A 25,818-nucleotide genomic window follows, 5' to 3' on the forward strand; every position below is an offset into this window, starting at 1 on the left:
AAGATTCCTCAGTGGTCGCACCAGCACCAAACTACCGATAAAGGGTATTTATCTGAAATATATAGGATAATTCTTTAGTGGTGTAAAACAAAGCAGGAGACAAATCAAAAAAACTCTATATTTCACTTTGCCCGCGCCGCCAAAGTCACTGATAATGCGCCGCGTTCATGTCCTCAAAATGGCGTAACGTCCTATGCTACATTTGTTTGCTGGCCTGGATTTACATACCGGGCTTTTACTATTGCTTGCTCTGGCTTTCGTGCTGTTCTATGAAGCAATTAACGGCTTCCATGACACAGCCAATGCTGTCGCAACCGTGATCTATACCCGTGCAATGCGTTCGCAATTGGCGGTGGTCATGGCTGCGTTGTTCAACTTCTTTGGTGTTTTGCTGGGTGGTCTCAGCGTAGCGTATGCCATCGTGCATATGCTGCCAACGGATCTGCTGCTAAATATGGGATCGTCACATGGCCTCGCCATGGTGTTCTCCATGCTGCTGGCGGCAATTATCTGGAACCTGGGTACCTGGTACTTTGGTTTACCTGCATCCAGCTCCCACACGCTGATTGGCGCGATTATCGGTATTGGTTTAACCAATGCGTTGATGAACGGCACCTCGGTGGTGGACGCACTTAACATCCCGAAAGTGATGGGTATTTTTGCCTCGCTAATCATCTCGCCGATTGTCGGTCTGGTGGTTGCTGGCGGCCTTATATTCATTCTGCGTCGCTACTGGAGTGGTACGAAAAAACGTGCCCGTATCCACCTGACCCCAGCAGAACGTGAAAAGAAAGATGGCAAGAAAAAGCCGCCGTTCTGGACGCGTATCGCACTGATCCTCTCCGCTATCGGCGTGGCGTTTTCTCACGGCGCGAACGATGGCCAGAAAGGCATTGGTCTGGTGATGCTGGTGCTGATTGGCGTAGCGCCTGCAGGCTTCGTGGTGAATATGAATGCTTCCGGTTACGAAATTACCCGTACCCGCGATGCTATCAATAACGTCGAAGTCTTCTTCCAACAACGCCCGGACCTGCTCAAGCAGGCGACTGGCGTAGACCAGTTGATTCCGTCCCCGACGGAAACGGTCACAACGGCATCGACAGAGTTCCATTGCCACCCAGCGAATACCATCAACGCGCTTGAGCGTGCGAAAGGTATGCTGGCGAATCTGGAAACCTACGACAAGTTAAGCGTTGAACAGCGTGGCCAGCTGCGCCGTATTATGCTGTGTATCTCTGATACCACGGATAAAGTGGTGAAATTGCCTGGCGTAAGCGCTGACGATCAACGTCTGCTGAAAAAACTGAAAGCTGACATGCTGAGCACCATTGAGTACGCGCCTATCTGGATCATTATGGCCGTCGCACTGGCGCTGGGTATTGGTACGATGATTGGCTGGCGTCGCGTAGCCACCACCATTGGTGAGAAAATCGGTAAGAAAGGCATGACCTATGCCCAGGGGATGTCGGCGCAGATGACCGCCGCAGTCTCTATCGGTCTTGCCAGCTACACCGGTATGCCCGTTTCCACCACCCACGTTCTCTCCTCTTCCGTTGCGGGAACGATGGTTGTTGATGGCGGCGGTTTACAGCGTAAGACGGTAACCAGCATTCTGATGGCCTGGGTCTTCACCCTGCCGGCGGCGATTATTCTTTCCGGGGTGCTGTACTGGCTCTCCCTGAAGCTTATCTAAGCGGATGCACGGTAAAAAAGCGGGTCAGGAAACTGACCCGCTTTTTTTGTATCTGTCGTTGGTAATCAGTGCCAGATAATCAGCGCAACCATGCTGATTAGCACCAGTCCGCATAACGCGCTGGTAAGAATGAACTGACCGCGAACCCGCTCACAGCGGCGAATAAATTCATCATCATGGTGATCGCGGTAACGCTGAGCGTAGATATACCACACCAGACGCATCTGCTTGTTGGGTTGCCCATGCGAGGTAAAAAATCCCCCACCATCGACATACTGGTAAAGTAATGGATCGCAACCACGAAGTACCACTAACAGTGCGCGTAACGAAGAAAAATAGCGCGCCATATTAACAATGCAAACGACACACAAAGCCCAGAACAACGCAATGGTGCTTATCATATCTCCTCCCCGGCGACCCGCCCACGGAACTCCTTTCCGGGACTACCGCTCCCCGATACCCTACCAATCATTCAGTGAAGAGTGCTACCGAAACCGCTCGTGTTAGTATCACGCATCCGAGCGCCTCTCTAAATAGTGTAGGAGATTAGTTAATTTTTTTGCCAGAAGGTTAATCGCTATCAATGCAATTAACTAAAAAATTTGTTTAACTGCTTGGCAAGCAAGGCGGATTGACGGATTATCCAGGTCGCTATAATGTAAGGATAGTCCTTATATGGTACGTTTTTACGACTGGGCTAGCCCCGCGCATAAGGTTCGCAGGACGCGAATGACGCGGCGGCAGATAAACGCCAGCAGGCTAGTCATCGACAACTTATGGAAGGAGTAACACTATGGCTTATAAACACATTCTTATCGCGGTTGATCTTTCTCCGGAAAGCAAAGTTCTGGTTGAAAAAGCGGTCTCTATGGCGCGGCCTTACAATGCTAAAGTCTCCCTTATCCACGTTGACGTAAACTATTCCGACCTGTACACCGGGCTAATCGACGTGAATCTGGGCGACATGCAGAAACGTATTTCTGAAGAAACCCACCACGCGTTAACCGAGCTGTCCACCAATGCAGGCTACCCTATCACCGAAACCCTGAGCGGTAGCGGCGACCTGGGCCAGGTTCTGGTTGATGCCATCAAAAAATACGACATGGATCTGGTCGTTTGTGGTCACCACCAGGATTTCTGGAGCAAACTGATGTCCTCCGCACGTCAACTGATCAACACCGTCCACGTCGACATGCTGATTGTTCCGTTGCGTGACGACGAAGAAGCATAAAATGCTTGCCGCCGGGAGATAACCCGTCCCGCAGCAAACAGTAAAGCCTGTAAACGCCCGCCCGCGCGGGCGTTTTTGTTTTTATCATCCGGACACAATTAGTACATCAACCCAACAAATAAATCATAATTAGTGTGATCAACTAATTGGATCGAAAACTATCTGTATAATACTCTACCCGCACGGCTAATCGCCGCAGTCTATAACAAAATAAGACTTTTTCGGCGCGTTTAAGTATACGCGTTCATACTTTTCGGGATGGCTTTGAAAGGCGATGGAATATGAATAAAACTGCACCTACGGGCTTGCTGCAGCAACCTCGTCCGTTCTTCATGATCTTCTTTGTGGAATTATGGGAACGATTTGGCTATTACGGCGTTCAGGGCATCCTGGCGGTATTTTTTGTTAAGCAACTCGGTTTTTCTCAGGAACAGGCATTCGTCACCTTTGGTGCTTTTGCCGCACTGGTCTACGGCCTGATCTCGATCGGCGGCTACGTCGGCGACCACCTGTTAGGGACCAAGCGCACGCTGGTACTCGGTGCGATTGTGCTGGCGATCGGCTACTTCATGACCGGGATGTCGCTGCTCAAGCCCGATCTGATCTTTATTGCTTTGGGTACCATTGCCGTGGGTAACGGGTTATTTAAAGCCAACCCGGCAAGCCTGCTGTCAAAATGCTATCCACCGAAAGACGCCCGACTGGATGGCGCTTTCACCCTGTTTTATATGTCGATTAACATCGGTTCGCTGCTGTCGCTGTCGCTGGCGCCGGTGATTGCCGATAAGTTTGGCTACGCGGTGACCTACAACCTGTGCGGGGCCGGGCTTATCGTCGCGCTGCTGGTCTACTTTGCCTGCCGTGGAATGGTGAAGAATATCGGTTCTGAGCCAGATCATAAGCCGCTGAATTTCCGTAATCTATTCTGCGTGCTGGCCGGTACGGTAGTGACGATATTTATCTGCGCCTGGCTGATGCATAACGTGAAGATTGCCAACCTGGTGCTGATTGTCCTGTCGATTGCCGTGACGATCATCTTCTTCCGCCAGGCCTTCAAACTGGATAAAACCGGGCGCAACAAAATGTTCGTGGCTTTTATCCTGATGCTGGAAGCGGTAGTGTTCTATGTGCTGTACGCACAGATGCCAACGTCACTTAACTTCTTTGCTATCAATAACGTACACCATGAAATTCTTGGTTTCGCCATCAACCCGGTAAGCTTCCAGGCGCTGAACCCGTTCTGGGTGGTAGTGGCAAGCCCGGTACTGGCCGCAATTTATACCCGTCTGGGAAACAAAGGCAAAGATCTGACCATGCCGATGAAGTTTACGCTCGGTATGTTCCTGTGCTCGCTGGGTTTCCTGACCGCCGCTGCTGCCGGAATGTGGTTTGCCGATGCGCAGGGACTGACGTCGCCGTGGTTTATCGTGCTGGTGTATCTGTTCCAGAGTCTGGGTGAACTGCTGATTAGCGCCCTGGGACTGGCGATGGTCGCCGCGCTGGTACCGCAGCACCTGATGGGCTTCATTCTTGGGATGTGGTTCCTGACCCAGGCCGCCGCTTTCCTGATGGGAGGTTATGTCGCGACGTTCACCGCAGTACCGGAAAACATCACCGACCCACTGCAAACGCTGCCTATCTATACCAATGTCTTCAGTAAGATAGGCCTGGTGACGCTGGCGGTAACGGTAGTGATGGCGATTATGGTGCCATGGCTGAACCGAATGATTAATACGCCAGATAGCAGCAAGTAAGCTTATTTTTTAACATTAACCGCGAGTCATATCGCGGTTTTTTTGCCTTTCAAGTCCTACCCTGTAAGAGTATAGTTTGTACAACCAGGTCATCATGGACGGACATGACCATGAACTATATTGAATTTATTGAGACTTCAATCTTCTCACGCCAACGGAAGGCACTGCTCACCGAGGATGAGTACCGGGCATTTCAGGAAATGCTCATTATAAATCCATTGGAGGGAGATTTAATTCAGGGTACAGGCGGTTGCAGGAAGGTCCGCTTCGCACCTGAAAGTACCAACAAAGGCAAAAGTGGTGGGATTCGCAGTATTTACTATTTTCAAAATGGCGAAGGGCGTATCTGGCTTTTCATGGCTTATCCTAAAAGCAGGAAAGACAGCCTGAGCGGCGAGGAAAAAAACGCACTCAAGGCCATCATTCACCAATTGAAAGAGAGCTCGTTATGAATGATTTCTTTAAAGAACTGATGGAATCGGCAAGCGAGGCCGTTGAAATTAGCCAGGGCCGTAAAGCTGCCGCCCAGGTCACCCGGTATGAACTTCCGGACGTCAAAGCCATTCGTAAACAAGCTAAAATGAAGCAGGATGAATTTGCACAGGCGATAGGTGTTTCATCCTCTTTGATCCAGGCATGGGAACAAAAAAGACGTATTCCTACAGGAACCTATCTTAAGGTTCTCCGCGTTATAGAACGCAACCCAGAAATGGTCAATCTTTTCAAAATAGCCTGAGATACCGCCCGATTGCCTCGCGCTATCGGGCATTTTCACTCACTACCCTTTGCGCGCGTCTATCCACTCCTGCACTTCCACCACAAAGGTGTCCGGTGCTTTGCGGTACATTTTGCGCGCCAGGTCCAGAATCGTATGCTGGCCGAGCGCTTCTTCCATTCGCTGCTGCGCCATATCCATCACCGAACGCACACCGCAAATGCCTTCACAGGCCCACTGCGGTGGATGCTCCTCAAATACCGCCAGCCGCTGACGGATCTCGCGGCACTCAAAGATGCGTTTATCGCCGTCAATGGCGTTGGCCACGTCCAGCACGGTGATCTCCTCCGCCGGTTTCGCCAGTTGGAAACCGCCGCCCTTCCCTTCGCTGCTCCGTACCAGCCCGGCCTTCGACAGACGGGTAAAGATTTTGGCCAGATAGTCATACGGTACGCGCTGCAGCTCGGCGATTTCGCGCACGCTCATATCACGTGCGTCGCCTTTGCTGTCCACCATACACATCAGGCTATGGATGCCGTACTCAACCCCGGAACTGTAAAATGCCATGCTCTTATCTCAGCCAAAACGAATCTGAGTATATTGTAGCTTTTTCGCATCACGCATTCCAGATACCGGATAACACCTGCAAATAGATTAAAATTAAAAACTATATTTATCATAAAGATAATAACAAATTGCCGGACTCAATCCGCGACAGGACTGAAATCTCATTGCAATCTATAACTACGACCAATAAAATCCGAGTAAATAAATCGGAGTCACCAGTGAGATAAGCATCATGCAAAAACAAATTCTGATCGTGGGCGCTGGCTTTGCCGGGATGTGGGCAGCGCTGAGCGCCGCGCGTTTAGCGGATAAAAATCAGCAACATATTGATATCACTGTGATTGCACCGCAGCCCGAGCTGCGCGTGCGTCCACGCTTTTATGAAAATGCCGTTCAAACGTTGGTCGCTCCGCTACAGCCGCTGTTCGAGGTCACTGGCATACACTTTTTACAAGGGCATGTAGAACAGATTCTGCCAGGATCCCGCGAAATTAGCTGGCAAGATACCAACGGAGAAAACCATCTGCATCGCTATGACCGCCTGGTACTGGCCAGCGGTAGCCACGTTAACCGCGACGCCGTTTCCGGTGCCGCCGAACACGCCTTTGATCTCGACCAACTGGAGAGCGCCGCGGTGCTTGAGCAGCACATTAAAGATCTGGCCTTACAGCCGGAGAGTGAGGCCCGCAATACCGTGGTAGTTTGCGGCGGCGGCTTTACCGGAATTGAGATGGCGCTGGAATTACCCGGCCGTCTGCGCGAAATTTTAGGGGCTGATGCTAAGACCAGAGTAGTCGTAGTTGAACGCAGTGCACAACCGGGCGGACGCTGGAGTCAGGCGCTGCGCGATGTGATTATCGACGCTTCCGCCGAGCTGGGCGTGGAGTGGCTGGTCAACGCGGAAGTAGAGAGCGTCGACGCGGCTGGCGTAACGCTGAAAGATGGGCAGGTTATCGCTTCACAAACGGTGATCTGGACCGTCGGCGTCCAGGCGAGCGACCTGACCGCACAGATTAACGCCCCACGCGATCGTCAGGGACGCCTGCATGTGAACAAGAACCTCCAGGTACTGGGTCATGAGGATATCTACGCCACCGGCGACGTCGCCTATGCGGCTACCGATGACAAAGGCAATCATGCGCTGATGACCTGCCAGCACGCCATTCTGCTGGGGAAATTTGCCGGTAATAACGCGGCGGCGAGTCTGCTGAACGTCGCGCCGCTGCCGTATCGTCAGGAGATGTATGTCACCTGTCTGGATCTCGGCGCGTGGGGGGCGGTATACACCGAAGGATGGGATCAGCAGGTGAAACTGACGCGTGAAGAGGCGAAAAAGCTGAAGTTATCGATTGTCAGCGAGCTGATTTACCCGCCGAAGGCGGAGCGCGAAGCGGCGTTTGAGATTGCGGACCCGCTGGCGCCGTTTGTTTAAGCCGTAATGCCGGGTGCGGCAACCGCCTTATCCGGCCTACAAATAATTGAGAATCGTAGGCCCGATAAGCGTAGCGCCATCGGGCAATCCGTTACTCCGTCAGAGGGGTTCCGGCATAAATATCAAACCGATGCCCTTTGGTCACCACCGCGTTAGGCGTGGCCACGTCAGCCAGCGGCGGCGCGTAGTCCGGGCGTTTCACTACCACACGTTTAGTCGCTAGCTGACGCGCCGGTTCCAGCAAGCCGTCAGCGTCGAGATCCGGCCCCACCAGCGACTGAAACACGCGCATCTCTTTCTTTACCAGCGCGCTTTTTTGCTTATGCGGGAACATCGGATCGAGGTACACGACCTGCGGGCGTGGGGTAATATCGGTTAACGCTGTCAGACTCGAGGCATGAATCAGCTGTAAACGTTCCTGAAGCCAGCCGCCAATTTCCGCATCGGCATAGCCGCGCGCCAGGCCGTCATCGAGTAACGCGGCGACCACCGGATTGCGTTCCAGCATCCGCACACGGCAGCCGACGGAGGCCAGCACAAACGCATCGCGCCCCAGCCCGGCAGTGGCATCGACCACGTCCGGCAAATAATCGCCTTTAATGCCGACGGCTTTCGCCACCGCTTCGCCGCGACCGCCACCAAACTTGCGCCGGTGCGCCATTGCCCCGCCGACAAAATCGACGAAGATGCCGCCGAGTTTCGGTTCGTCTCGCTTACGCAATTCCAGATGTTCCGGCGTCATCACCAGTGCCATCAGGTTGTCTTCATCATGCTCCAGCCCCCAGCGGGCGGCCAGAACAGATAAGGCGCCGTCTCCGGCGCCCGTTTCATCCAGTAAACAAATTTTCACGCGAACAATTAGCCCTTGATGCCGTAATGCGCCAGCATGGCGTCGAGCTGAGGTTCGCGGCCGCGGAAGCGTTTGAACAGCGTCATCGGCTCTTCCGAACCACCGCGAGTCAGGATGCTATCGAGGAACGACTGACCGGTTTCACGGTTGAAGATGCCCTCTTCTTCAAAGCGGGAAAATGCGTCCGCCGCCAGCACGTCGGCCCACAGGTAACTGTAGTAACCCGCTGCGTAGCCGCCAGCAAAAATGTGGCTGAAGGCATGCGGGAAGCGGCCCCAGGTTGGGCCCGGCACCACGGCGACCTGTTTCTTAATTTCGGCCAGCGTCTCAAGGACTTTCGCCCCCTGCTCTGGGTTAAACTCCGCGTGCAGGCGGAAGTCGAACAGGCCGAACTCCAGCTGACGCAGAATAAACAGCGCCGCCTGATAGTTTTTCGCCGCCAGCATTTTATCCAGCAGTTCCTTCGGCAGCGGTTCGCCGGTTTCATAATGGCCGGAGATAAACGCCAGCGCTTCCGGCTCCCAGCACCAGTTTTCCATAAACTGGCTTGGCAGTTCGACCGCATCCCACGGCACGCCGTTAATACCGGAAACACCGGCAGTTTCGATGCGGGTCAGCATGTGATGCAGGCCATGACCAAATTCGTGGAACAGGGTGATCACTTCGTCATGGGTAAACAGCGCCGGTTTGCCGTTCACCGGGCGGTTGAAGTTACAGGTCAGATAGGCAACCGGTTTTTGCAGCGTGCCGTCTGATTTACGCATCTGGCCGACGCAGTCGTCCATCCACGCCCCGCCGCGTTTGTGTTCGCGGGCGTACAGGTCGAGGTAGAAGCTGCCGCGCAGTTCGTTGCTTTCGTCATACAGTTCGAAGAAGCGCACTTCCGGGTTCCACACGTCAACATCAGTACGCTCTTTCGCGGTGATGCCGTAAATACGTTTTACCACTTCAAACAGGCCGTTAACGGCTTTGTTTTCCGGGAAGTACGGACGCAGTTGTTCATCGCTGATGCTGTACAGATGCTGTTTTTGTTTCTCGCTGTAGTACGCGATATCCCACGGCTGCAGCTCTTCAACGCCAAATTCGGCTTTGGCGAAGGCGCGCAGTTGGGCCAGCTCTTTTTCCCCCTGCGGACGGGCGCGTTTCGCCAGATCGGTCAGGAAGTCGAGCACCTGCTGCGGGTTTTCCGCCATTTTGGTGGCCAGAGATTTAAAGGCGTAGCTTTCGAAGCCCAACAGTTGCGCCAGCTCGTGACGCAGCGCGAGGATCTCTTCCATCACCGGGGTGTTGTCCCACTTGCCCGCGTTCGGCCCCTGATCGGAGGCGCGGGTGGAGTAGGCGCGATACAGCTCTTCACGCAGCGCCTGGTTGTCGCAGTAGGTCATTACCGGCAGGTAGCTTGGGATATCCAGGGTCAGCAGGTAGCCTTCCTGCTCTTTGGCTTCGGCCTGCGCTTTCGCCGCCGCCAGCGCGCTTTCCGGCATGCCGGAGAGTTCAGCTTCGTCGGTCACCAGCTTGCTCCAGCCCATGGTGGCGTCGAGCACGTTGTTGCTGTACTGGTTACCCAGCTCGGACAAACGGGTGGCGATTTCGCCGTAGCGCTGCTGTTTCTCTTTCGGCAGGCCGATACCGGACAGTTCAAAATCACGCAGCGCGTTATCGACCGCTTTTTTCTGTGCAGTGTTCAGGGTGGCGTAATGGTCGCCATCACGCAGGTCGCGGTACGCTTTGTACAGACCTTCATGTTGCCCAACCCAGGTGCTGTACTCGGAGAGCAGCGGCAGTGTTTGCTCGTAGGCTTCACGCAGTTCCGGGCTGTTTTTCACCGAGTTCAAGTGGCTGACCGGAGAGAAAATACGCCCCAGCACATCGTCCACTTCCGCAAGCCTCTGGCAGAGATTTTCCCAGGTGTACGGCGCGCCCTGCGCAACGACTCGCTCAACGTTTTCGCGACAATCGTTCAGCGCCTTAGTAACGGCAGGCACAACATGTTCGGGCTGAATTTTAGAAAATGGCGGCAGTTCGAAGGGAGTCAGCAATGGATTGGTCATTAGCGCGGTCCTGTTGAAAAGAGTGAATGAAGCGCGTATCCGGCGCTGTGCATATTAATTTGTACAATGGGGTTAAGTGTAGAGGATTTCAATGCTAACCGTGACGGAAAGACGCCCGGTGGCGCTGCGCTTACCGGGCCTACGGGTAATCTGTGCCGATCTGCTGTAAACTGTGGCAAATCGTCATTTCAGCGGAATTTCATTACCCATGCTCAGTTATCGCCACAGTTATCACGCAGGCAACCACGCCGACGTCCTTAAACACACCGTTCAGAGCCTGATCATTGAATCACTCAAAGAGAAAGAAAAACCGTTTCTCTATCTGGACACCCACGCTGGCGCTGGCCGTTATCAGCTGAGCAGTGAGCATGCCGAACGTACCGGTGAATACCTGGAAGGTATCGCCCGTATCTGGCAGCAGGACGATTTGCCTGCCGAACTTGAACCCTATATTTCCGTGGTGCAGCATTTCAACCGTAGCGGCCAGTTGCGCTACTACCCGGGCTCTCCGTTAATTGCTCGTCAGTTGCTGCGCGAACAGGACAGCCTGCAATTAACCGAGCTGCACCCAAGCGACTTTCCTTTGCTGCGCGGCGAATTTCAGAAAGATGAACGCGCACGTGTGGCCAAGGCTGACGGTTATCAGCAGCTAAAAGCAAAATTACCGCCGGCTTCCCGTCGTGGGCTGATCCTTATCGATCCACCATACGAAATTAAAACCGACTATCAGGCGGTGGTCACCGGCATTAACGAAGGCTACAAGCGTTTTGCAACCGGCACCTATGCGCTGTGGTATCCGGTGGTCCTGCGCCAGCAAATCAAGCGCATGATCCACGATCTGGAAGACACCGGTATCCGCAAAATTCTGCAAATTGAGCTGGCGGTGCGCCCGGACAGCGATCAGCGCGGCATGACGGCGTCCGGCATGATTGTGATTAACCCGCCGTGGAAGCTGGAACAGCAGATGAACAGCGTCCTGCCGTGGCTGCATAGCAAGCTGGTTCCGGCAGGAACCGGGCACACTTCCGTAAGCTGGATCGTGCCGGAGTAATCGCAGCCATCGGTGGAACCTTTTAATATCAGGTATACAATCGCGAATATTTTGGCGGATGGCGTAACGCCTCTCCGCCCTACCATGAACATGAAGGAGCGGTCATGACCAAGCACTATGATTACATCGCTATTGGCGGCGGCAGCGGTGGTATTGCCTCCATTAACCGTGCGGCAATGTACGGCCAGAAATGCGCGCTGATTGAAGCCAAAGAGCTAGGCGGCACCTGCGTTAACGTTGGCTGCGTACCGAAGAAAGTGATGTGGCATGCCGCACAAATCCGTGAAGCGATTCATATGTACGGCCCGGATTACGGTTTCGACACCACCATCAATAAGTTCGACTGGGATAAACTGATCGCCAGCCGTACCGCCTATATCGATCGCATTCATACCTCGTACGACAACGTGCTGGGTAAAAATAACGTCGATGTCATTAAAGGTTTTGCCCGCTTCGTGGACGCTAAAACCATTGAAGTGAACGGTGAAACCATTACTGCCGATCATATTTTGATCGCCACCGGCGGTCGTCCGAGCCATCCGAACATTCCGGGTGTGGAATACGGTATCGACTCCGATGGCTTCTTTGAGCTGCCAGCGCTGCCAAAACGTGTAGCCGTTGTTGGCGCAGGCTACATCGCCGTTGAACTGGCGGGCGTGATTAACGGCCTGGGCGCAGAAACTCACCTGTTCGTGCGTAAACACGCGCCGCTGCGCAGCTTCGATCCGATGATCGTCGAGACGCTGGTCGAGGTGATGAACACCGAAGGTCCGACCCTGCATACGCACGCGATTCCGAAAGCGGTGGTGAAAAACGCGGACGGCAGCCTGACTCTGCAACTGGAAGATGGCCGTAGCGAAACGGTAGATTGCCTGATTTGGGCAATTGGTCGTGAACCGGCCACCGACAACTTCAACCTGGCAGCAACTGGCGTGAAAACCAACGAAAAAGGCTACATCGTCGTTGATAAATACCAGAATACCAGCGTGCCGGGGATTTATGCCGTTGGCGACAACACCGGCGCCGTTGAGCTGACGCCGGTTGCCGTTGCCGCGGGTCGTCGCCTGTCCGAGCGCCTGTTTAACAACAAGCCGGACGAGCATCTGGACTACAGCAACATCCCGACCGTGGTCTTCAGCCACCCGCCGATTGGCACCGTCGGCCTGACCGAGCAGCAGGCGCGCGAACAGCACGGCGATGATCAGGTGAAAGTGTATAAATCCTCGTTTACCGCGATGTACACTGCCGTGACTTCACACCGCCAGCCGTGCCGCATGAAGCTGGTTTGCGTGGGTCCGGAAGAGAAGATTGTTGGTATTCACGGCATCGGTTTTGGCATGGACGAAATGCTGCAAGGCTTCGCGGTGGCGCTGAAAATGGGCGCGACGAAGAAAGACTTCGATAACACCGTTGCGATTCACCCAACGGCGGCAGAAGAGTTTGTGACCATGCGCTAATCGCACAGGTGTAGACGCTATTCACTACACGCTCAAGTCACCCCCCTCCGGCAACCGGAGGGGGTGTTATGTCACCTCCGCCCGCGCTATTCGGCCAACGCACGCATCTCTTTAATCAGATCAGATTTCCCTTCAAAACCGATGCCCGGCAGTTCTGGCATGACGATATGACCCTCTTCCACCTTAACTGAATCCGGGAAACCGCCGTACGGCTGAAACAGATCCGGGTAACTTTCATTCCCACCAAGGCCAAGACCCGCCGCAATGTTCAGCGACATCTGGTGACCGCCATGCGGTATGCAGCGTGATGGAGACCAGCCAAACTGCGCCAGTACGTCCAGGGTACGCAGATATTCGACCAGACCGTAGGAAAGCGCACAGTCAAATTGCAGGTAGTCGCGATCCGGGCGCATGCCGCCGTAGCGCAGCAGGTTGCGCGCATCCTGATGAGAAAAGAGGTTTTCACCTGTCGCCATCGCGCCTGGGTAAAATTCTGACAGCGCGGCCTGGAGAGAATAATCCAGCGGGTCGCCGGCTTCTTCGTACCAAAACAATGGATAATCCCGTAGCATTTTGGCATAGGCAATACTGGTTTCCAGATCAAAGCGGCCATTGGCATCGACGGCAAGACGCGCTTCGTCGCCAATTTCAGCCAATACCGCTTCGATACGGCGACGGTCCTCTTCCAACGATGCGCCGCCGATTTTCATTTTAACTACGTTGTAGCCGCGGTTCAGATAGCCTCGCATTTCCTGACGCAGCGCACTCAGGTCTTTACCCGGATAATAGTAACCCCCCGCCGCGTAGACAAAGACGCGTGGATTCGCCTCAACGCCCTTCATCTCAGCCAGCAGACGGAACAACGGCTTGTTGGCAATTTTGGCAACCGCATCCCAGATAGCCATATCCAGCGTACCAACAGCCACCGAGCGCTCACCATGGCCCCCCGGCTTTTCATTACTCATCATGACGTCCCAGATTTTATGCGGATCCAGGTTATCGCCTTCGGCATTCAGCAGACTTTCCGGGTCAGCGTCCAGAATGCGGTTACGGAAGCGTTCGCGGATCAATCCCCCCTGGCCGTAACGACCATTAGAGTTAAATCCGTATCCCACCACGCGACGACCCTCTATCTCAACGTCAGTCACAACGGCCACCAGACTGGTCGTCATCTTGCTGAAATCGATATAGGCGTTACGAATAGGGGAAGCGATGGGTTTGGTAATTTCTACAACATCGAGGATACGCATGTTTTCTCCGGCGGGTTCTTAGTCAGTTATGCTCGCACTTACACGCCTGTAAAAAGTGATAACTCATGCCGGTTTATTATTGGCATAATGCATCCAGGCAGCATTTAAGGACGCCATCGTCCTGTATTTCTCCATCTTAAGCAGTGCTCATTTACTGATCTAATGCCAAAGAGGCTGGCTGTAATGCAAAATCGGCATCACCTGGAACTCACCTGGCTTGAAGACTGCGTTGCGCTGGCGCAGTCACTCAATTTCTCCCGCGCAGCCGCTTCCCGATATGTGACGCAGCCCGCATTCAGTCGGCGCATTGTCTCGCTGGAAGAGTGGCTGGGAACGCCGATTTTTGAGCGTAACCGCCGTGGCGTTAGCCTGACCCGTGCGGGGGAAGTTTTCGTCGCTCAAGTGCCCGAACTGATCCGGGCGCTATATACCCTGAGAAATGAAACCATTGAAGCGGCGGGAAATACACGACCGGATGTTATTTTCTCCGCAACGCACTCCCTGTCGTTCTCATTTTTTCCGGCGCTGATGCGTAATAACGAAAAAATCGCCCTTTTCGGCTCATTTCGCCTGCTGTCAGACACGCTCAGCGCCTGTGAAAGGATGATTGAAAATGGGGATGCGCAGTTTCTGCTGTGTTATTACCACCCTCACATGCACATCAATCTTGATCAGACGAAATATCTCAGCGTTCGCCTTGGACAAGAAACGTTATTACCCTACTCCAAATGTGATCCCGGCTCTCATCAGCCGCTCTGGCAGGCTACGGGGGGCAAAAAATTTCCGTTCCTCTCCTTCTCTGCAGAATCCGGTCTGGGGAGGATCCTCTCGAACACGTCACCGGTGAATCATGCCCGACGCGGTATGGACATCGCCTTCACCGCCGATCTGGCCGCCACGCTGCTGGCGATGGTTAAAGCCGGGGACGGCATTGCCTGGCTGCCGGAAAGTCTGGCGGCTCCGGATATTCAGGCCGGGACGATTGCCGCGGCGGCCCCACAAAAGAGCGGATTATGGATACCCATTGATATCCGACTGTTTCGGCCTGCGGGCAGAATGTCCAGAGCGGTAGAAGAATTGTGGGAAATATTCGTGGGCGAGCAGAGGTAACAAAATATCCGGATGGGAGGAAACGCGCCCATTTTGCATACAAACGAGCGCGTTAAACAACCGATCTTAGTAGGTATTAAAATAATGCTGAATGAGCTCAGGATTTTTCGTTTTTGTCAGGGCTGTCATCAGCAAAACCCGGGCTTTCGCAGGATTTAATGAATCAGACACCAATCCCGGCTGCCCTTTATCCTGTGGAACAATGCCGTTACCCGTTCGGGATGCACGCACCACAATGATTCCCGCTTTCTCTGCTTTTTTAATTCCAGCTTCACTTCTGACAGAAACCGACCCGGCACCGGTTCCGGCATAGACAATCCCATCTACATGATGCGCAATTGCAGCATCATACATATATTCAGGATCGTCCTGGTAACCATAAATAATCGCTACCTGCGGCAGCTTTTTAAGATTTCTTACATCAAAAACGGAACGCAGGGTATGCGTCTTTTCAATGCGAGTTTCAAACTCTGGTTTGCCATTGACGATAACCCCTAAATACCCCTGCTCAGGGGCTTTGAAGGTATCCAGCGTGGTCGCGTTTGTCTTGGTCACAAACCTTGCAGAACCTATGCGATCATTTAAAACCACCATAACCCCCCGACCCCTTGCATTCGGATCGGCGGCCACCGTGACCGCTTCCAGCAGATTCATTGCACCGTCTGCGCTAATGGCCGTCGCGGGTCTCATCGCCGCAGTGAACACCACGGGTTTATCGCTCTTAACCGTCAGATTGAGAAAGTAGGCCGTTTCATCAAGCGTGTCGGTTCCGTGGGTAATAACGATACCGTCAACGTCATCACGCGCGAGCAGCGCATTCACCTGCTTAGATAGCTTTAAAATAATGTCACTGGTCATGTTTTCGCTGCCGATATTAGATATTTGCTGACCATCAACACTGGCAATCTTATTAATTTCAGGCACCGCTTTAATTAATGTCTGAACACCTATTTCACCAGATTTATATTCCGATGTTTGGGTGTTATTTTCAGCGGTACCAGCGATGGTTCCTCCCGTCGCCAGAATTATTATGTGAGGTTGCGTTATCGCACTAAAAACGTTTGAGCTGATAAATAACATCGCCGCCGCGATGAATATTTTAATATTCATTTTCATCCTCTGAATTTAATTAATTAGGGATACAGGAAATGCTTCAAAAAAAATCAAGCCAGGATTATTTTTCCGATAATAAGGCCAACGACGACAGCAACAATAACATTCACTAAACCAGGCCGCATAAAACTATGGTTAAATACATATTTGCCTATGCGCGTAGTTCCCGTGTCATCAAAAGCAAGCGCAGCCAGACATTGACCCGCCACCGGAATGAAGAAATATCCATTCACCGCAGGCCATGCACCAATGAGCGCATATGCAGGTAAGCCTAATGCCAGCCCCAACGGTAGAAGAATGAGCGTTGTTGCCGCCTGGCTACTGACCATCGCAGAGACAAAAAACATCATGATGGCAATTAACCAGGTATGTTGCTGTAATAGCGTCTGAACCTCTGCCTTAATCAGATCAATATGCCCATTGACGAAGGTTTCGCTCATCCAGGCAAGGCCAAAGGCGCAGACAATCGCCAGTGCCCCCGCGCGAAACACAGTCCCGCTGATAATTTGGTCCACCGGAGGTCGGCATATCAAGACTATCAGACAGGCAAAAGAGAGCATTGTTATCTGGATCGCTGCCGACATCGATAACGGTTGCAGCCCTTTTGCCGTTTCCACTACCGGTCGTAATTGAGGAATAATCCCTAAGAGCACAATCACCACGGCACTCATCAAAAACAGTACGACAGAGAGCTTAGCGCGAAAGGTAACTTCAGTTTTATCGTGTTGTTTCTGAGCAGGCTTTATTAAACCCTCCGCAAGCCTGCGTTGATACTCTGGGTCATCTTTTAGCTCTTTGCCTTTATTAAAGGTCGCTAAGGCCCCCATCGCGACACCCACTAACGTAGCGGGAACACAGATCATCATAATTGTAGAAATGGATATCCCTAATGGGGCCATTAAACCAATCATTGCCGCCATCGCCGCCGATATTGGACTGGCTGTGATAGCCTGCTGCGATGCAATAACAGAAATGGATAATGGCCGCTCAGGACGGATCCCCGAATCACGAGCGACTTCAGAAATAACCGGTAATAAACTATAAACCACATGCCCCGTTCCGGACATAAAAGTGAAGATATAGCAAATAAAAGGCGCCAGCAGCGTAATATAACGAGGATGACGGCGCAGAATTTTCTCTGCCAGTTTAACCAGTAAATCCAGACCACCGGCGGCTTGTAATGACGAGGCAGCTAAAACAACCGAAAGAATAATAAGAATAACGTCAATCGGTGGCGTTGATGGGGTCAGGCCAAAAACAAATACCATGACGCCAACACCGAGTCCACCGACCATGCCTAAAAACACACCGCCAATCCTGGCGCCAACCATTAAGGCTAAAAGAATAAAACACAATTCCGTCCAAAACATACTTCCTCCTGGCTTATCTGGAGTGAATGTTGGGTTACATGAGTGGAACAGCGTTAACAGGGTTAATACGGTTTACCAAAACCGAATGCACCGTAATCAGACAAAACATTCGCTGCAGATTTACCACCAGCCTGCATGGCGCACAGCACCCTTTCTCGATCGGGCTCAGCTGTACCTGATTGGATAATGGAGAGCATAAATCCGGTTAAAAACGCATCACCTGCCCCCAGGGTATCTACTGGCTCAATATATTTCGGCGTCCAGTCAAGAAAACCACCAGCGGAAAAATAATAAACACGTTCATGCCCGCAGGTTGCAATAATATGTCGACAACCGTATTGGTAAAGCTTATTTATTTTTTCTTTGGTTTCATCTGGTGAGATGCCACTACAGGAAATGAAGCCATAATCTACCCATGGGCATACTCTTGCGAAATAATCATCGGTGCCACGTCCAGAAAAATCGAATGATATCATGATATTTTTCTGTTTTATTTTTTCCAGCTCACTTTCCAGATAACCATTAATACTGGTGTGAACTAAGTCAAAACTGGCAATGTATCGCAGATCATCCACCGTCAGCATGAAGGGATGCTCGCGTAAAACACCATTTTTATTACTGGTGACAAACTCACGATCGCCATTATTGAGGCGAATACAGGCGTAACCGTTCTCCCCCTCATAATGTCGACTATGGGTAATATCTATCTGTAACTTATGCAATACATCTTGTATATGTTTTGCCGCGTCATCATTCCCAAACGCCCCCATGAAGGCGCTTGAAGCACCGGCTTGCTTTGCGTAGACAGAAAAATTTAAGGCATTGCCACCTGGATACATCATTCCAGAATGAAGGTATTTATCGACGACATTGTCACCTATACCTATTACGCGAATACTCATAATAATACCCTGCTCTATAAAATCTTAAAAAGCGTCCCTGCTTTTACTTAATCCTTTAGTAATCAGTATGCTACTTTCCACATATAACGACGTGTAGTGAGCGGATGCTGGCGAGCTTCAGCAAGCGCTCGGTTGTAGACAGGGTAAACATTATTGAAGAGAGAATGGTTAAAGTAATCAATAACCGTAGTTTTGATAGTCGACAACCCTAACTCTTTCGCGTCTATCACTTCAATTCGCTGACCATATTTTTTCAGAAAATCTAATGCACGCTCATCGACCGGGCGGGTACTACCTTCAGAAAGCTGTACGAAAAATGGTGTATTAGCATCCGTAATTTCGAACGGTCCGTGGAAGAATTCACCGCTGTGAATACAGGCTGAATGAATCCACTGCATTTCCATAAATATGCAGATACTTTGTAAATATGACGCGCCATAGCCCGCCCCACTGGCAACAGTATAAATAACTTTATCGTCTTTATATTCTTGAGCAAATGCTTGTGCCCGTTCAGCCACATGCTCGCAAGCACGATATACAATACGGTTAATTTTACTGACGCCATCCAGGAAATCGTCATAGTGAACATAGCCTTCTGTTTGCTGAAGAAGCTCTACCGCGGTAAGCAAACATTGTATCGTCTTCTCTTCAGCGACATCTTTTCCCTCGCCGAAGGTATAGGTCTCAACATAATCACAATGCGCAACCAAAGGTGAATCCATAACCCAGGTAAGCCCAATAACGGTCGCGCCATGCAGGCGTGCAATTTCTGCCGCCTTCGTGGTTTCAGGGGTATTGCCTTTATGCGAAGCAACAACAACGACGGCATTTTCACCCAGCGCAACAGGCGGGTTACTGATAAATTCCCCACTGTTGTAAAGGCCCACGCTCAGCGTTTTTGACTCTTTTTCTAAGAATGCTTTTGCCGGGTAGAACGCGGCATAAGACCCACCACAGGCAACATAGTAAACATGTTTAGTCCCCCCTTTTTCCGCCTGACTGGCCACAATATCGTTCACAATTTCTTTAATGCTCATTATGGTTCCCTCTGGTTCAATCAATCATACAGGCGGATATCGCCTACAAAATGACTCTTAATGTATTGGTTTTTTTATAATACATTTAAAGACATTTGATCAACGTAAGAACCATAAAAAATCGGGATCCGCGACACGGATCCCGATTTTAGCCAGTATCAAAGATGTAAGAGGAGGACCTATACGGTGAATCGAATCTTGTCGCCAACGATCAACTGACGAGACACACAAGATAATTCTCCTTTGTTATCAATCATTTCACTCTTAATTAAAATCAGAGGATAATTTTCACTCACCCCAAGATAGTGAGCAACCTCAAAGCTTGCATACACTAGCTCAATCATTTTGCGCGAATGGGTAAACCACAGCCCATATTTTTCACGTAAGCAAGCGTATAACGAATGATTATTGAGGTCCTCTTGCAGCAGAAAGGCAAAACGAGGAGGTAACTGGATGGTTTCCAGCGAAACGGGAATATCGTCAGCATAACGAATACGTTCAATGACTACCGCTTTCTCTTTTTCAGCCATTCCCAGCGAGGCGCTAGTCTCGTTATCCACCGATTCAAAAACCGATTTGATAGTTCGGGAGCCAGGCCGCCGCCCCTGGGACTGACACAACTCGCTAAAGCTCATAATCCCGGTCATGCTGCGCTGAAATTTTTCATTGCTGACAAACGTTCCCTTGCCAGAAACACGCGTCAGAAGATTTTCACGCGTTAGAGCATCCAGAGCTTTACGCACCGTTACACGACTAACCTGCCACTGGCTACTGAGTTCATTTTCTGTGGGGATCTGCTGACCGGGCTTGTATTCACCGCGCAAAATCGCCTCTTTCAAGGATGCCTCAAGCTGTTTATAGAGAGGTTTTGCGCTATTGCTGTCAGGTTGCTCCATCATTTGTATCCTTTTGTATTATTAGAATACCATGACATGTATTATAACTATTTACCTGACATTTGCTGGCATAAAAAAAGAAAATCGGCCACAAAATCAATCTGGTGGCCGATTTATCATATTGAAATTACTGATGGTTCTGCATATACGGCGTATAAACCCCGTTCAAACTTTCGAGGAACGCCACGATATCGTCGATATCTTCCTGCGGCAGTTCCTTACCCACCTGATAACGCAGCATCAGTTTGACCGCACCATCGAGCGTAGGCACATCACCGCGATGGAAATAAGGCGCAGTCAGCGCAACGTTACGTAATCCAGGGACTTTCTGACGTAGCTTGTCACGTAGCTCATTGGTAACGTTCATCCGGCCAATATCTGCGGCAGTGACTTCGCCGAAATTAAAGTCCTTTTTCAAACCTAATGGTTCAAATGAGCGTCCGCCTAAAATAATACCGCCATGACAGGTCGCGCACTTATTTTCCTTAAACAACTGATAGCCATGTTTTTGCTGAGCCGTTAACGCTTCCTCATCACCACGTAACCACTTATCAAACGGTGAATTTGGCGTGATCAGCGTTTTCTCAAATTCAGCAATCGCATCGGTAATATTATCTCCGCTGAATCCCTGTGGATAAACCGCAATAAATTCTTGCTTCAAGAGCGGATCTTTATCCAGCTTCTGGATAATTTCATCCCAGGATTTAGATGCCATTTCAATCGGGTTCAACGGCGGACCACCTGCCTGCGCCTGTAATGTCGGCGCACGGCCATCCCAGAACTGTTCCACGTTAAAGACTGAGTTAAACACCGTTGGCGCGTTGATCGGCCCGACCGCTCCGCCTACGCCAATTGACGTTTTCCGGCCATCCACACCACCCGCATTCAGGGCATGACAGTGCGCGCAAGAGATCGTGCTGTCGCCGGAAATACGCGGATCGTGATAAAGCGTAAAGCCAAGCGCCACCTTCCGGGCATCAGTCGGGATGCTTTCTGGTATTGGCTGTACGGGTTCATTACGATGCTGCGCGGCGGTATCTTTACTGGCGTAATACTGCTCACGCTGTTTGGCGACCCAGCCCAGAATGTCTTTGCGCTCCGCATCGCTCACCTTACCGGCCCAGTGCAGCGCGGTATAACGCGTCGGCGGCATGGTTTCGTACTGCATCACCCATTCAATTTTATTCAGGTCGCTTTGCGAAACGGGTTTATCCGCGACCAGCGCCGCACGAACGGCCTCAAGATTAAAGGATTTATATCCCAGTTGAATGTCGTAATTCATCAACTGCTTAGCGACAGGAAAAGAAGAATAGAAAGGTAATTCAGCCGAAGGGGTGTGACAATAATCACATCCTTTTTCGCGCAAGAATCCTAAAACTTTATTATTTGCTTCCAGCGAAGAGGCCTGAACATCAGCCTGTTTGCTCCGTTGATTATCGTGATACCACACATAACCGGATAATCCAAAATAACAAATCACGATGCCAGCTATGGCAATCGCGGTAAGACGGGTAATGATTTTCATTATTTTTACCCTCACCGTTGTGAGTTATTGTGACCCAGAAAAATTAGAATAATTAATGCACAGTCTTTGTCAGACTTGACCATCATAGGAAATGAGGGGATTACTATTTTGATAAGTATCAAGCAATTACATGGAGGAGAACTATCAATAGAATAGCCTGTGCCTATTATAGCGTTAAGCCATTAGCAGGTTTCGTTCACACCTCGTTGCAATCGAATGTTCTGAAAATGGAATATCTTCAGGTCGCGCACGATTCTGAATTATTCATTATTATCATTGGGATAGTTTAATTTTTTAAATAATGCTCAACACTAAAACGTGATCAACCGCACGCTTTACTCAGCCAATACCGAAGCGAATGTCTACGCTTAACTGACGACCGGGCAACAGCCTTACTATTTCAACGTCCATCGGAGGTCTTTCTCATTATGCTCAACCAGAAACTACCCCACGCCCCTTCTGAAGAACTGACGATCGACATCGATCTGCTTTATGAAATGGATCCGTGCGAGTTAAAGCTGGATGAAATGATTGAGGCAGAGCCTGAGCCGGAGATGATTGAAGGGCTGCCCGCCTCAGATGCGTTAACCCCGGCCGATCGTTACCTTGAGCTGTTCGAACATGTCCAGTCGTCGAAACTGTTTGCCGATAGCAAAACCTTCCCCGACTGTGCACCCAAAATGGACCCGCTGGACATTTTGATCCGTTATCGCAAGGTCAAACGCCATCGGGACTTTGACCTGAAGCGCTTTGTTGAGAACCATTTCTGGCTCCCGGAAACGCCCTCCAGCGAATACGTTTCTGATCCGGCAAATTCGCTGAAAGAGCATATCGATCAATTGTGGCCAGTGCTGACGCGCGAACCGCAGGACCACATTCCCTGGTCCTCGTTGCTGCCGTTACCGCAGTCATATATTGTGCCTGGCGGACGTTTTAGCGAAACCTACTACTGGGATTCCTATTTCACCATGCTGGGTCTGGCAGAGAGCGGGCGCGAAGATCTGCTGAAATGTATGGCGGATAACTTTGCCTGGATGATCGAAAATTATGGTCACATCCCAAACGGTAATCGAACGTACTACCTGAGCCGCTCGCAGCCGCCGGTCTTTGCGCTGATGGTGGAACTGTTTGAAGAGGATGGCGTACGTGGCGCGCGCCGTTATCTTGATCATCTAAAAATGGAGTACGCGTTCTGGATGGATGGCGCCGATTCGCTGGTGCTCAACCAGGCCTACCGCCACGTAATCAGAATGTCGGACGGATCCTTGCTCAACCGCTATTGGGACGATCGTGATACGCCGCGCGATGAATCGTGGCTTGAAGACGTCGAGACCGCCAAGCATTCAGGTCGACCGCCCAATGAGGTGTATCGCGATTTGCGTGCAGGCGCGGCATCGGGATGGGATTACTCCTCACGCTGGCTACGCGATGCAGGCCGCCTTGCCAGCATACGCACGACACAATTCATCCCAATTGATCTGAACGCGTTCCTCTACAAGCTGGAGAGCGCCATCGCCAATATTTCGGCGCTGAAAGGTGACAAAGAAGCTGAAGCGCTGTTTCGCCAGAAAGCCAATGACCGCCGCGATGCGGTGAATCGCTACTTATGGGATGATGAAAACGGCTGCTATCGCGATTATGACTGGCGACGTGAACAAATGGCCCTCTTCTCTGCCGCCAGTATCGTACCGCTGTATGTCGGCATGGCAACGCATGAACAAGCCGACCGGCTGGCCAATGCGGTACGCAGCCGCCTGCTAACGCCAGGGGGTATTTTAGCCACAGAACATGAAACCGGTGAGCAGTGGGATAAACCCAACGGCTGGGCGCCGCTGCAATGGATGGCTATTCAAGGTTTCAAATTGTATGGCGACGACCATCTCGGGGATGAAATTGCCCGTAACTGGTTGAAAACGGTGAATCTCTTTTACCAGGAACACCACAAGCTTATCGAAAAATACCATATTGCCGACGGCATGCCGCGAGAAGGCGGCGGCGGGGAATATCCGCTGCAGGACGGCTTTGGCTGGACAAACGGCGTGGTGCGCCGACTCATCGGGCTGTATGGCGAACCTTAGCCGCTGACGGCCTGACTCCTCAGGCCGTTAGTTAATCGCATCGTAGAGTTCAGTATGAATTTTTTGCCACTTCTTGTTCTCCGGGCTGGGTTCTGCGCGAGCGCGGAGCTGAGCCTGCTCAAGATCATAGTGTTGACGTGCGATAACCGCCGGAACCGAACAAAAACTTTGCAGGTAGCTTTTGTGCAAGGAAGTGAGTGACGCCCCATTCGACATGGCATGACTGAGCGTACTCATAAACTGTCTGCAAGGTTTGCTCTCGTTCATCTGCGCAGGATAACGTAGCAGCAGTCTCAACACCTCGGTATTGCCCGCAGCGAATGCTTGTTCCGTCCACGCCAGCTTCCAGTCCATCCCGCCCTGCAGAAACAGTGACGTCACGCGGGTATCGTTGCGATCGATAGCCGCGCGCATGTTAAAGGCATCCCAGGTGATACCCATTCGGGTCACAGATTCCCGTGCGGAAGGTGCATCACGGCGCGGTTCCTCCTGCACGATTTCAACGGATTGTCCGGATGACGCCTGTGGCGCTGGCGAAGTGAATAACCAGAACGCACCCAGCGAAATCACCAGCACCATCACGCCGACCGCGACCCACAACATGCCTGAAATCAGCTGTTCACGCTCCTCCGCGGTGCGCTTTGCTCGCTTCTCCGGCGGATCAATACTGTCGGCGATTTCCTGTTTGTCGCCCCCCGCCTGCTCATCCTTTTGCTTTGCCATTTCCCAGAACTGGCGGACGGTCGTCTCATCAGACTCCAGATATGACGCGGGATTAACACGCGTACGCCTTTCTGCAAATGCCCGTTGTACAGGGTGAGTAATCTGTCGGTACTGACAATCCAACAGCATCAGTTGTACTGAGGTCAGCGGCTGCTGCGCGATGACGCCGTTGCGGGCCAGCCGGCAATCATCCAGAAACATACGCAACGTAAGACGTGGTTCGACAAACAACGTCAGCACCGAGGTGTCGTTAAAAATCTGGGTAAAGTGGCGTACAAACAATTTCTTATCCACGACCATAAGCGCCAGCTCGCTAAACATCATGCCGTCCAGCGCATCCCGACTGTCACCCAGTTTTAACCAACGGCGCAGGCGTTCCCCACCGAAGTGCTGTTTCAGGAAGCTGTTGAGTGGATGTTGATCCGGCCATACCCGGGCGATAAGCGATTTGAGCGTTAATTCTATGGCACGAAGCTGACGCTGCGCGTGGATCTGTGCTTCCGGCTCTGCACGTTCAATCTCAGTTTCATACTTCAGTATGGGCTGTTGCTGACGCAATTGTTCCAGAGACGCCACGAAGCGTAGCGCAGAAATCAGCTGGTTTTCACTGACGTCCTGGCCATTTTCATACTGCGGCACGCTCTGCTGCAGATGACGCAGCCGCAGAGTGAACTGGCTCAATTGCGCATCATTCATCTGCAAACGTCTGGCGACAGCTCCCCAGCCGCCCAGATTCAATCTGGCCTGGTCAAGCTGCTCAAGGAACCATCGCGGCTCTTTACCCTCTGCGACATGCACGCCTAACAGCAGCAATATTTCTACCGATGCCTGACGGATGATCGCCAGACAACGTTCAAAGGGTGTACATGTCGCTTGTAATGCGCTATTGGTCATCATCTTCCCTAACAGGACCCAAAACGTGCGGCCTCACAATGGTATGTCGTTATTTTCTATAAAAGCAGATGTGTATCGACGTAGACTAAAACACATTCATATAGCAAATAAATCTGTTT

Annotated in this window: 22 protein-coding genes; 10 read left to right on the forward strand and 12 right to left on the reverse strand. The window is 51.5% G+C overall.

Features of this window, described 5'->3' with window-relative positions:
• The first annotated feature begins 193 nt into the window (after nucleotides 1-193).
• Nucleotides 194-1,693 (forward strand): inorganic phosphate transporter PitA, encoded by a 1,500-nt coding sequence (gene pitA, locus FDW97_RS14055; RefSeq protein ID WP_038635082.1) that lies wholly within the window; start codon nucleotides 194-196, stop codon nucleotides 1,691-1,693.
• A 65-nt stretch (nucleotides 1,694-1,758) separates the two neighbouring features.
• On the opposite strand, the gene uspB is transcribed toward pitA, so the two are convergent.
• Nucleotides 1,759-2,094, reverse strand: coding sequence for a universal stress protein UspB (gene uspB / locus FDW97_RS14060; protein ID WP_003023371.1), 336 nt, complete (start codon nucleotides 2,092-2,094; stop codon nucleotides 1,759-1,761).
• 392 nt (nucleotides 2,095-2,486) lie between these two features.
• On the opposite strand from uspB, the gene uspA reads away from it, so the two are divergent.
• The 4 genes from uspA to nadS all read left to right on the forward strand — a co-directional run bounded on the left by uspA (nucleotide 2,487) and on the right by nadS (nucleotide 5,414).
• On the forward strand, nucleotides 2,487-2,924 hold the full coding sequence (gene uspA / locus FDW97_RS14065) for a universal stress protein UspA (protein WP_003023368.1): 438 nt from the start codon (nucleotides 2,487-2,489) through the stop codon (nucleotides 2,922-2,924).
• 281 nt (nucleotides 2,925-3,205) lie between these two features.
• Complete coding sequence (gene dtpB / locus FDW97_RS14070) at nucleotides 3,206-4,678, forward strand: dipeptide/tripeptide permease DtpB (RefSeq protein WP_087857169.1); 1,473 nt, start codon at nucleotides 3,206-3,208, stop codon at nucleotides 4,676-4,678.
• Between the two features lie 110 nt (nucleotides 4,679-4,788).
• Entirely contained in the window at nucleotides 4,789-5,130 is a 342-nt protein-coding gene (locus FDW97_RS14075) for a type II toxin-antitoxin system RelE/ParE family toxin (protein ID WP_239509318.1), read from the forward strand.
• Nucleotides 5,127-5,414, forward strand: a complete 288-nt coding sequence (nadS, locus tag FDW97_RS14080; RefSeq protein WP_087050783.1) for a NadS family protein — start codon at nucleotides 5,127-5,129, stop codon at nucleotides 5,412-5,414. The genes FDW97_RS14075 and nadS overlap by 4 nt, the downstream gene beginning before the upstream one ends.
• A 42-nt stretch (nucleotides 5,415-5,456) precedes the next feature.
• Here the strand turns inward: nadS and FDW97_RS14085 are convergent, their stop codons facing one another.
• A complete protein-coding gene (locus FDW97_RS14085; RefSeq protein WP_087857171.1) occupies nucleotides 5,457-5,960 on the reverse strand; it encodes an Rrf2 family transcriptional regulator in 504 nt (167 codons plus the stop codon).
• A 232-nt stretch (nucleotides 5,961-6,192) separates the two neighbouring features.
• Here FDW97_RS14085 and FDW97_RS14090 point away from each other — a divergent pair, with 232 nt between their 5' ends.
• Complete coding sequence (locus FDW97_RS14090; RefSeq protein ID WP_137351197.1) at nucleotides 6,193-7,392, forward strand: NAD(P)/FAD-dependent oxidoreductase; 1,200 nt, start codon at nucleotides 6,193-6,195, stop codon at nucleotides 7,390-7,392.
• A 91-nt stretch (nucleotides 7,393-7,483) separates the two neighbouring features.
• Here FDW97_RS14090 and rsmJ read toward each other — a convergent pair whose 3' ends face one another.
• Both rsmJ and prlC read right to left on the reverse strand, forming a co-directional pair.
• On the reverse strand, nucleotides 7,484-8,242 hold the full coding sequence (rsmJ, locus tag FDW97_RS14095) for a 16S rRNA (guanine(1516)-N(2))-methyltransferase RsmJ (RefSeq protein ID WP_038635086.1): 759 nt from the start codon (nucleotides 8,240-8,242) through the stop codon (nucleotides 7,484-7,486).
• An 8-nt stretch (nucleotides 8,243-8,250) separates the two neighbouring features.
• Entirely contained in the window at nucleotides 8,251-10,293 is a 2,043-nt protein-coding gene (prlC, locus tag FDW97_RS14100; protein WP_137351198.1) for an oligopeptidase A, read from the reverse strand.
• 208 nt (nucleotides 10,294-10,501) lie between these two features.
• Here prlC and FDW97_RS14105 point away from each other — a divergent pair, with 208 nt between their 5' ends.
• On the forward strand, nucleotides 10,502-11,344 hold the full coding sequence (locus FDW97_RS14105) for a 23S rRNA (adenine(2030)-N(6))-methyltransferase RlmJ (protein ID WP_137351199.1): 843 nt from the start codon (nucleotides 10,502-10,504) through the stop codon (nucleotides 11,342-11,344).
• 104 nt (nucleotides 11,345-11,448) lie between these two features.
• The gene (gorA, locus tag FDW97_RS14110; RefSeq protein WP_137351200.1) at nucleotides 11,449-12,801 is read left to right on the forward strand and encodes a glutathione-disulfide reductase; all 1,353 of its coding nucleotides are present in this window, start codon (nucleotides 11,449-11,451) and stop codon (nucleotides 12,799-12,801) included.
• Nucleotides 12,802-12,887: 86 nt separating this feature from the next.
• On the opposite strand, the gene FDW97_RS14115 is transcribed toward gorA, so the two are convergent.
• Nucleotides 12,888-14,051, reverse strand: a complete 1,164-nt coding sequence (locus tag FDW97_RS14115; protein ID WP_137351201.1) for a mandelate racemase/muconate lactonizing enzyme family protein — start codon at nucleotides 14,049-14,051, stop codon at nucleotides 12,888-12,890.
• Between the two features lie 183 nt (nucleotides 14,052-14,234).
• Between FDW97_RS14115 and FDW97_RS14120 the strand changes: the two genes are divergently transcribed.
• Nucleotides 14,235-15,161, forward strand: coding sequence for a LysR family transcriptional regulator (locus tag FDW97_RS14120; protein WP_137351202.1), 927 nt, complete (start codon nucleotides 14,235-14,237; stop codon nucleotides 15,159-15,161).
• A gap of 66 nt (nucleotides 15,162-15,227) precedes the next feature.
• On the opposite strand, the gene fraE is transcribed toward FDW97_RS14120, so the two are convergent.
• The 6 genes from fraE to FDW97_RS14150 form a co-directional block, all read right to left on the reverse strand.
• Nucleotides 15,228-16,271 carry a fructose-asparagine asparaginase gene (fraE, locus tag FDW97_RS14125; protein ID WP_137351203.1) on the reverse strand — a complete coding sequence of 348 codons (1,044 nt, stop codon included), beginning with the start codon at nucleotides 16,269-16,271 and terminating at the stop codon, nucleotides 15,228-15,230.
• Nucleotides 16,272-16,324: 53 nt separating this feature from the next.
• Nucleotides 16,325-17,644 (reverse strand): anaerobic C4-dicarboxylate transporter family protein, encoded by a 1,320-nt coding sequence (locus FDW97_RS14130; RefSeq protein WP_038635104.1) that lies wholly within the window; start codon nucleotides 17,642-17,644, stop codon nucleotides 16,325-16,327.
• Nucleotides 17,645-17,706: 62 nt separating this feature from the next.
• On the reverse strand, nucleotides 17,707-18,546 hold the full coding sequence (locus FDW97_RS14135; protein WP_038635106.1) for a fructoselysine 6-kinase: 840 nt from the start codon (nucleotides 18,544-18,546) through the stop codon (nucleotides 17,707-17,709).
• 62 nt (nucleotides 18,547-18,608) lie between these two features.
• Nucleotides 18,609-19,586 carry a 6-phosphofructose-aspartate deglycase gene (gene fraB / locus FDW97_RS14140; RefSeq protein ID WP_087857266.1) on the reverse strand — a complete coding sequence of 326 codons (978 nt, stop codon included), beginning with the start codon at nucleotides 19,584-19,586 and terminating at the stop codon, nucleotides 18,609-18,611.
• Between the two features lie 176 nt (nucleotides 19,587-19,762).
• Entirely contained in the window at nucleotides 19,763-20,482 is a 720-nt protein-coding gene (locus tag FDW97_RS14145) for a GntR family transcriptional regulator (RefSeq protein ID WP_087857176.1), read from the reverse strand.
• A gap of 124 nt (nucleotides 20,483-20,606) precedes the next feature.
• Complete coding sequence (locus tag FDW97_RS14150; protein ID WP_137351204.1) at nucleotides 20,607-22,004, reverse strand: cytochrome-c peroxidase; 1,398 nt, start codon at nucleotides 22,002-22,004, stop codon at nucleotides 20,607-20,609.
• 428 nt (nucleotides 22,005-22,432) lie between these two features.
• Between FDW97_RS14150 and FDW97_RS14155 the strand changes: the two genes are divergently transcribed.
• Nucleotides 22,433-24,082, forward strand: a complete 1,650-nt coding sequence (locus FDW97_RS14155; RefSeq protein WP_032940627.1) for an alpha,alpha-trehalase — start codon at nucleotides 22,433-22,435, stop codon at nucleotides 24,080-24,082.
• 27 nt (nucleotides 24,083-24,109) lie between these two features.
• On the opposite strand, the gene FDW97_RS14160 is transcribed toward FDW97_RS14155, so the two are convergent.
• On the reverse strand, nucleotides 24,110-25,699 hold the full coding sequence (locus FDW97_RS14160; RefSeq protein ID WP_137351267.1) for an STY4199 family HEPN domain-containing protein: 1,590 nt from the start codon (nucleotides 25,697-25,699) through the stop codon (nucleotides 24,110-24,112).
• Nucleotides 25,700-25,818: the final 119 nt, after the last annotated feature.

The sequence above is a fragment of the Citrobacter sp. wls708 genome (genome assembly GCF_005281255.1).
Classification (GTDB): domain Bacteria; phylum Pseudomonadota; class Gammaproteobacteria; order Enterobacterales; family Enterobacteriaceae; genus Citrobacter; species Citrobacter werkmanii.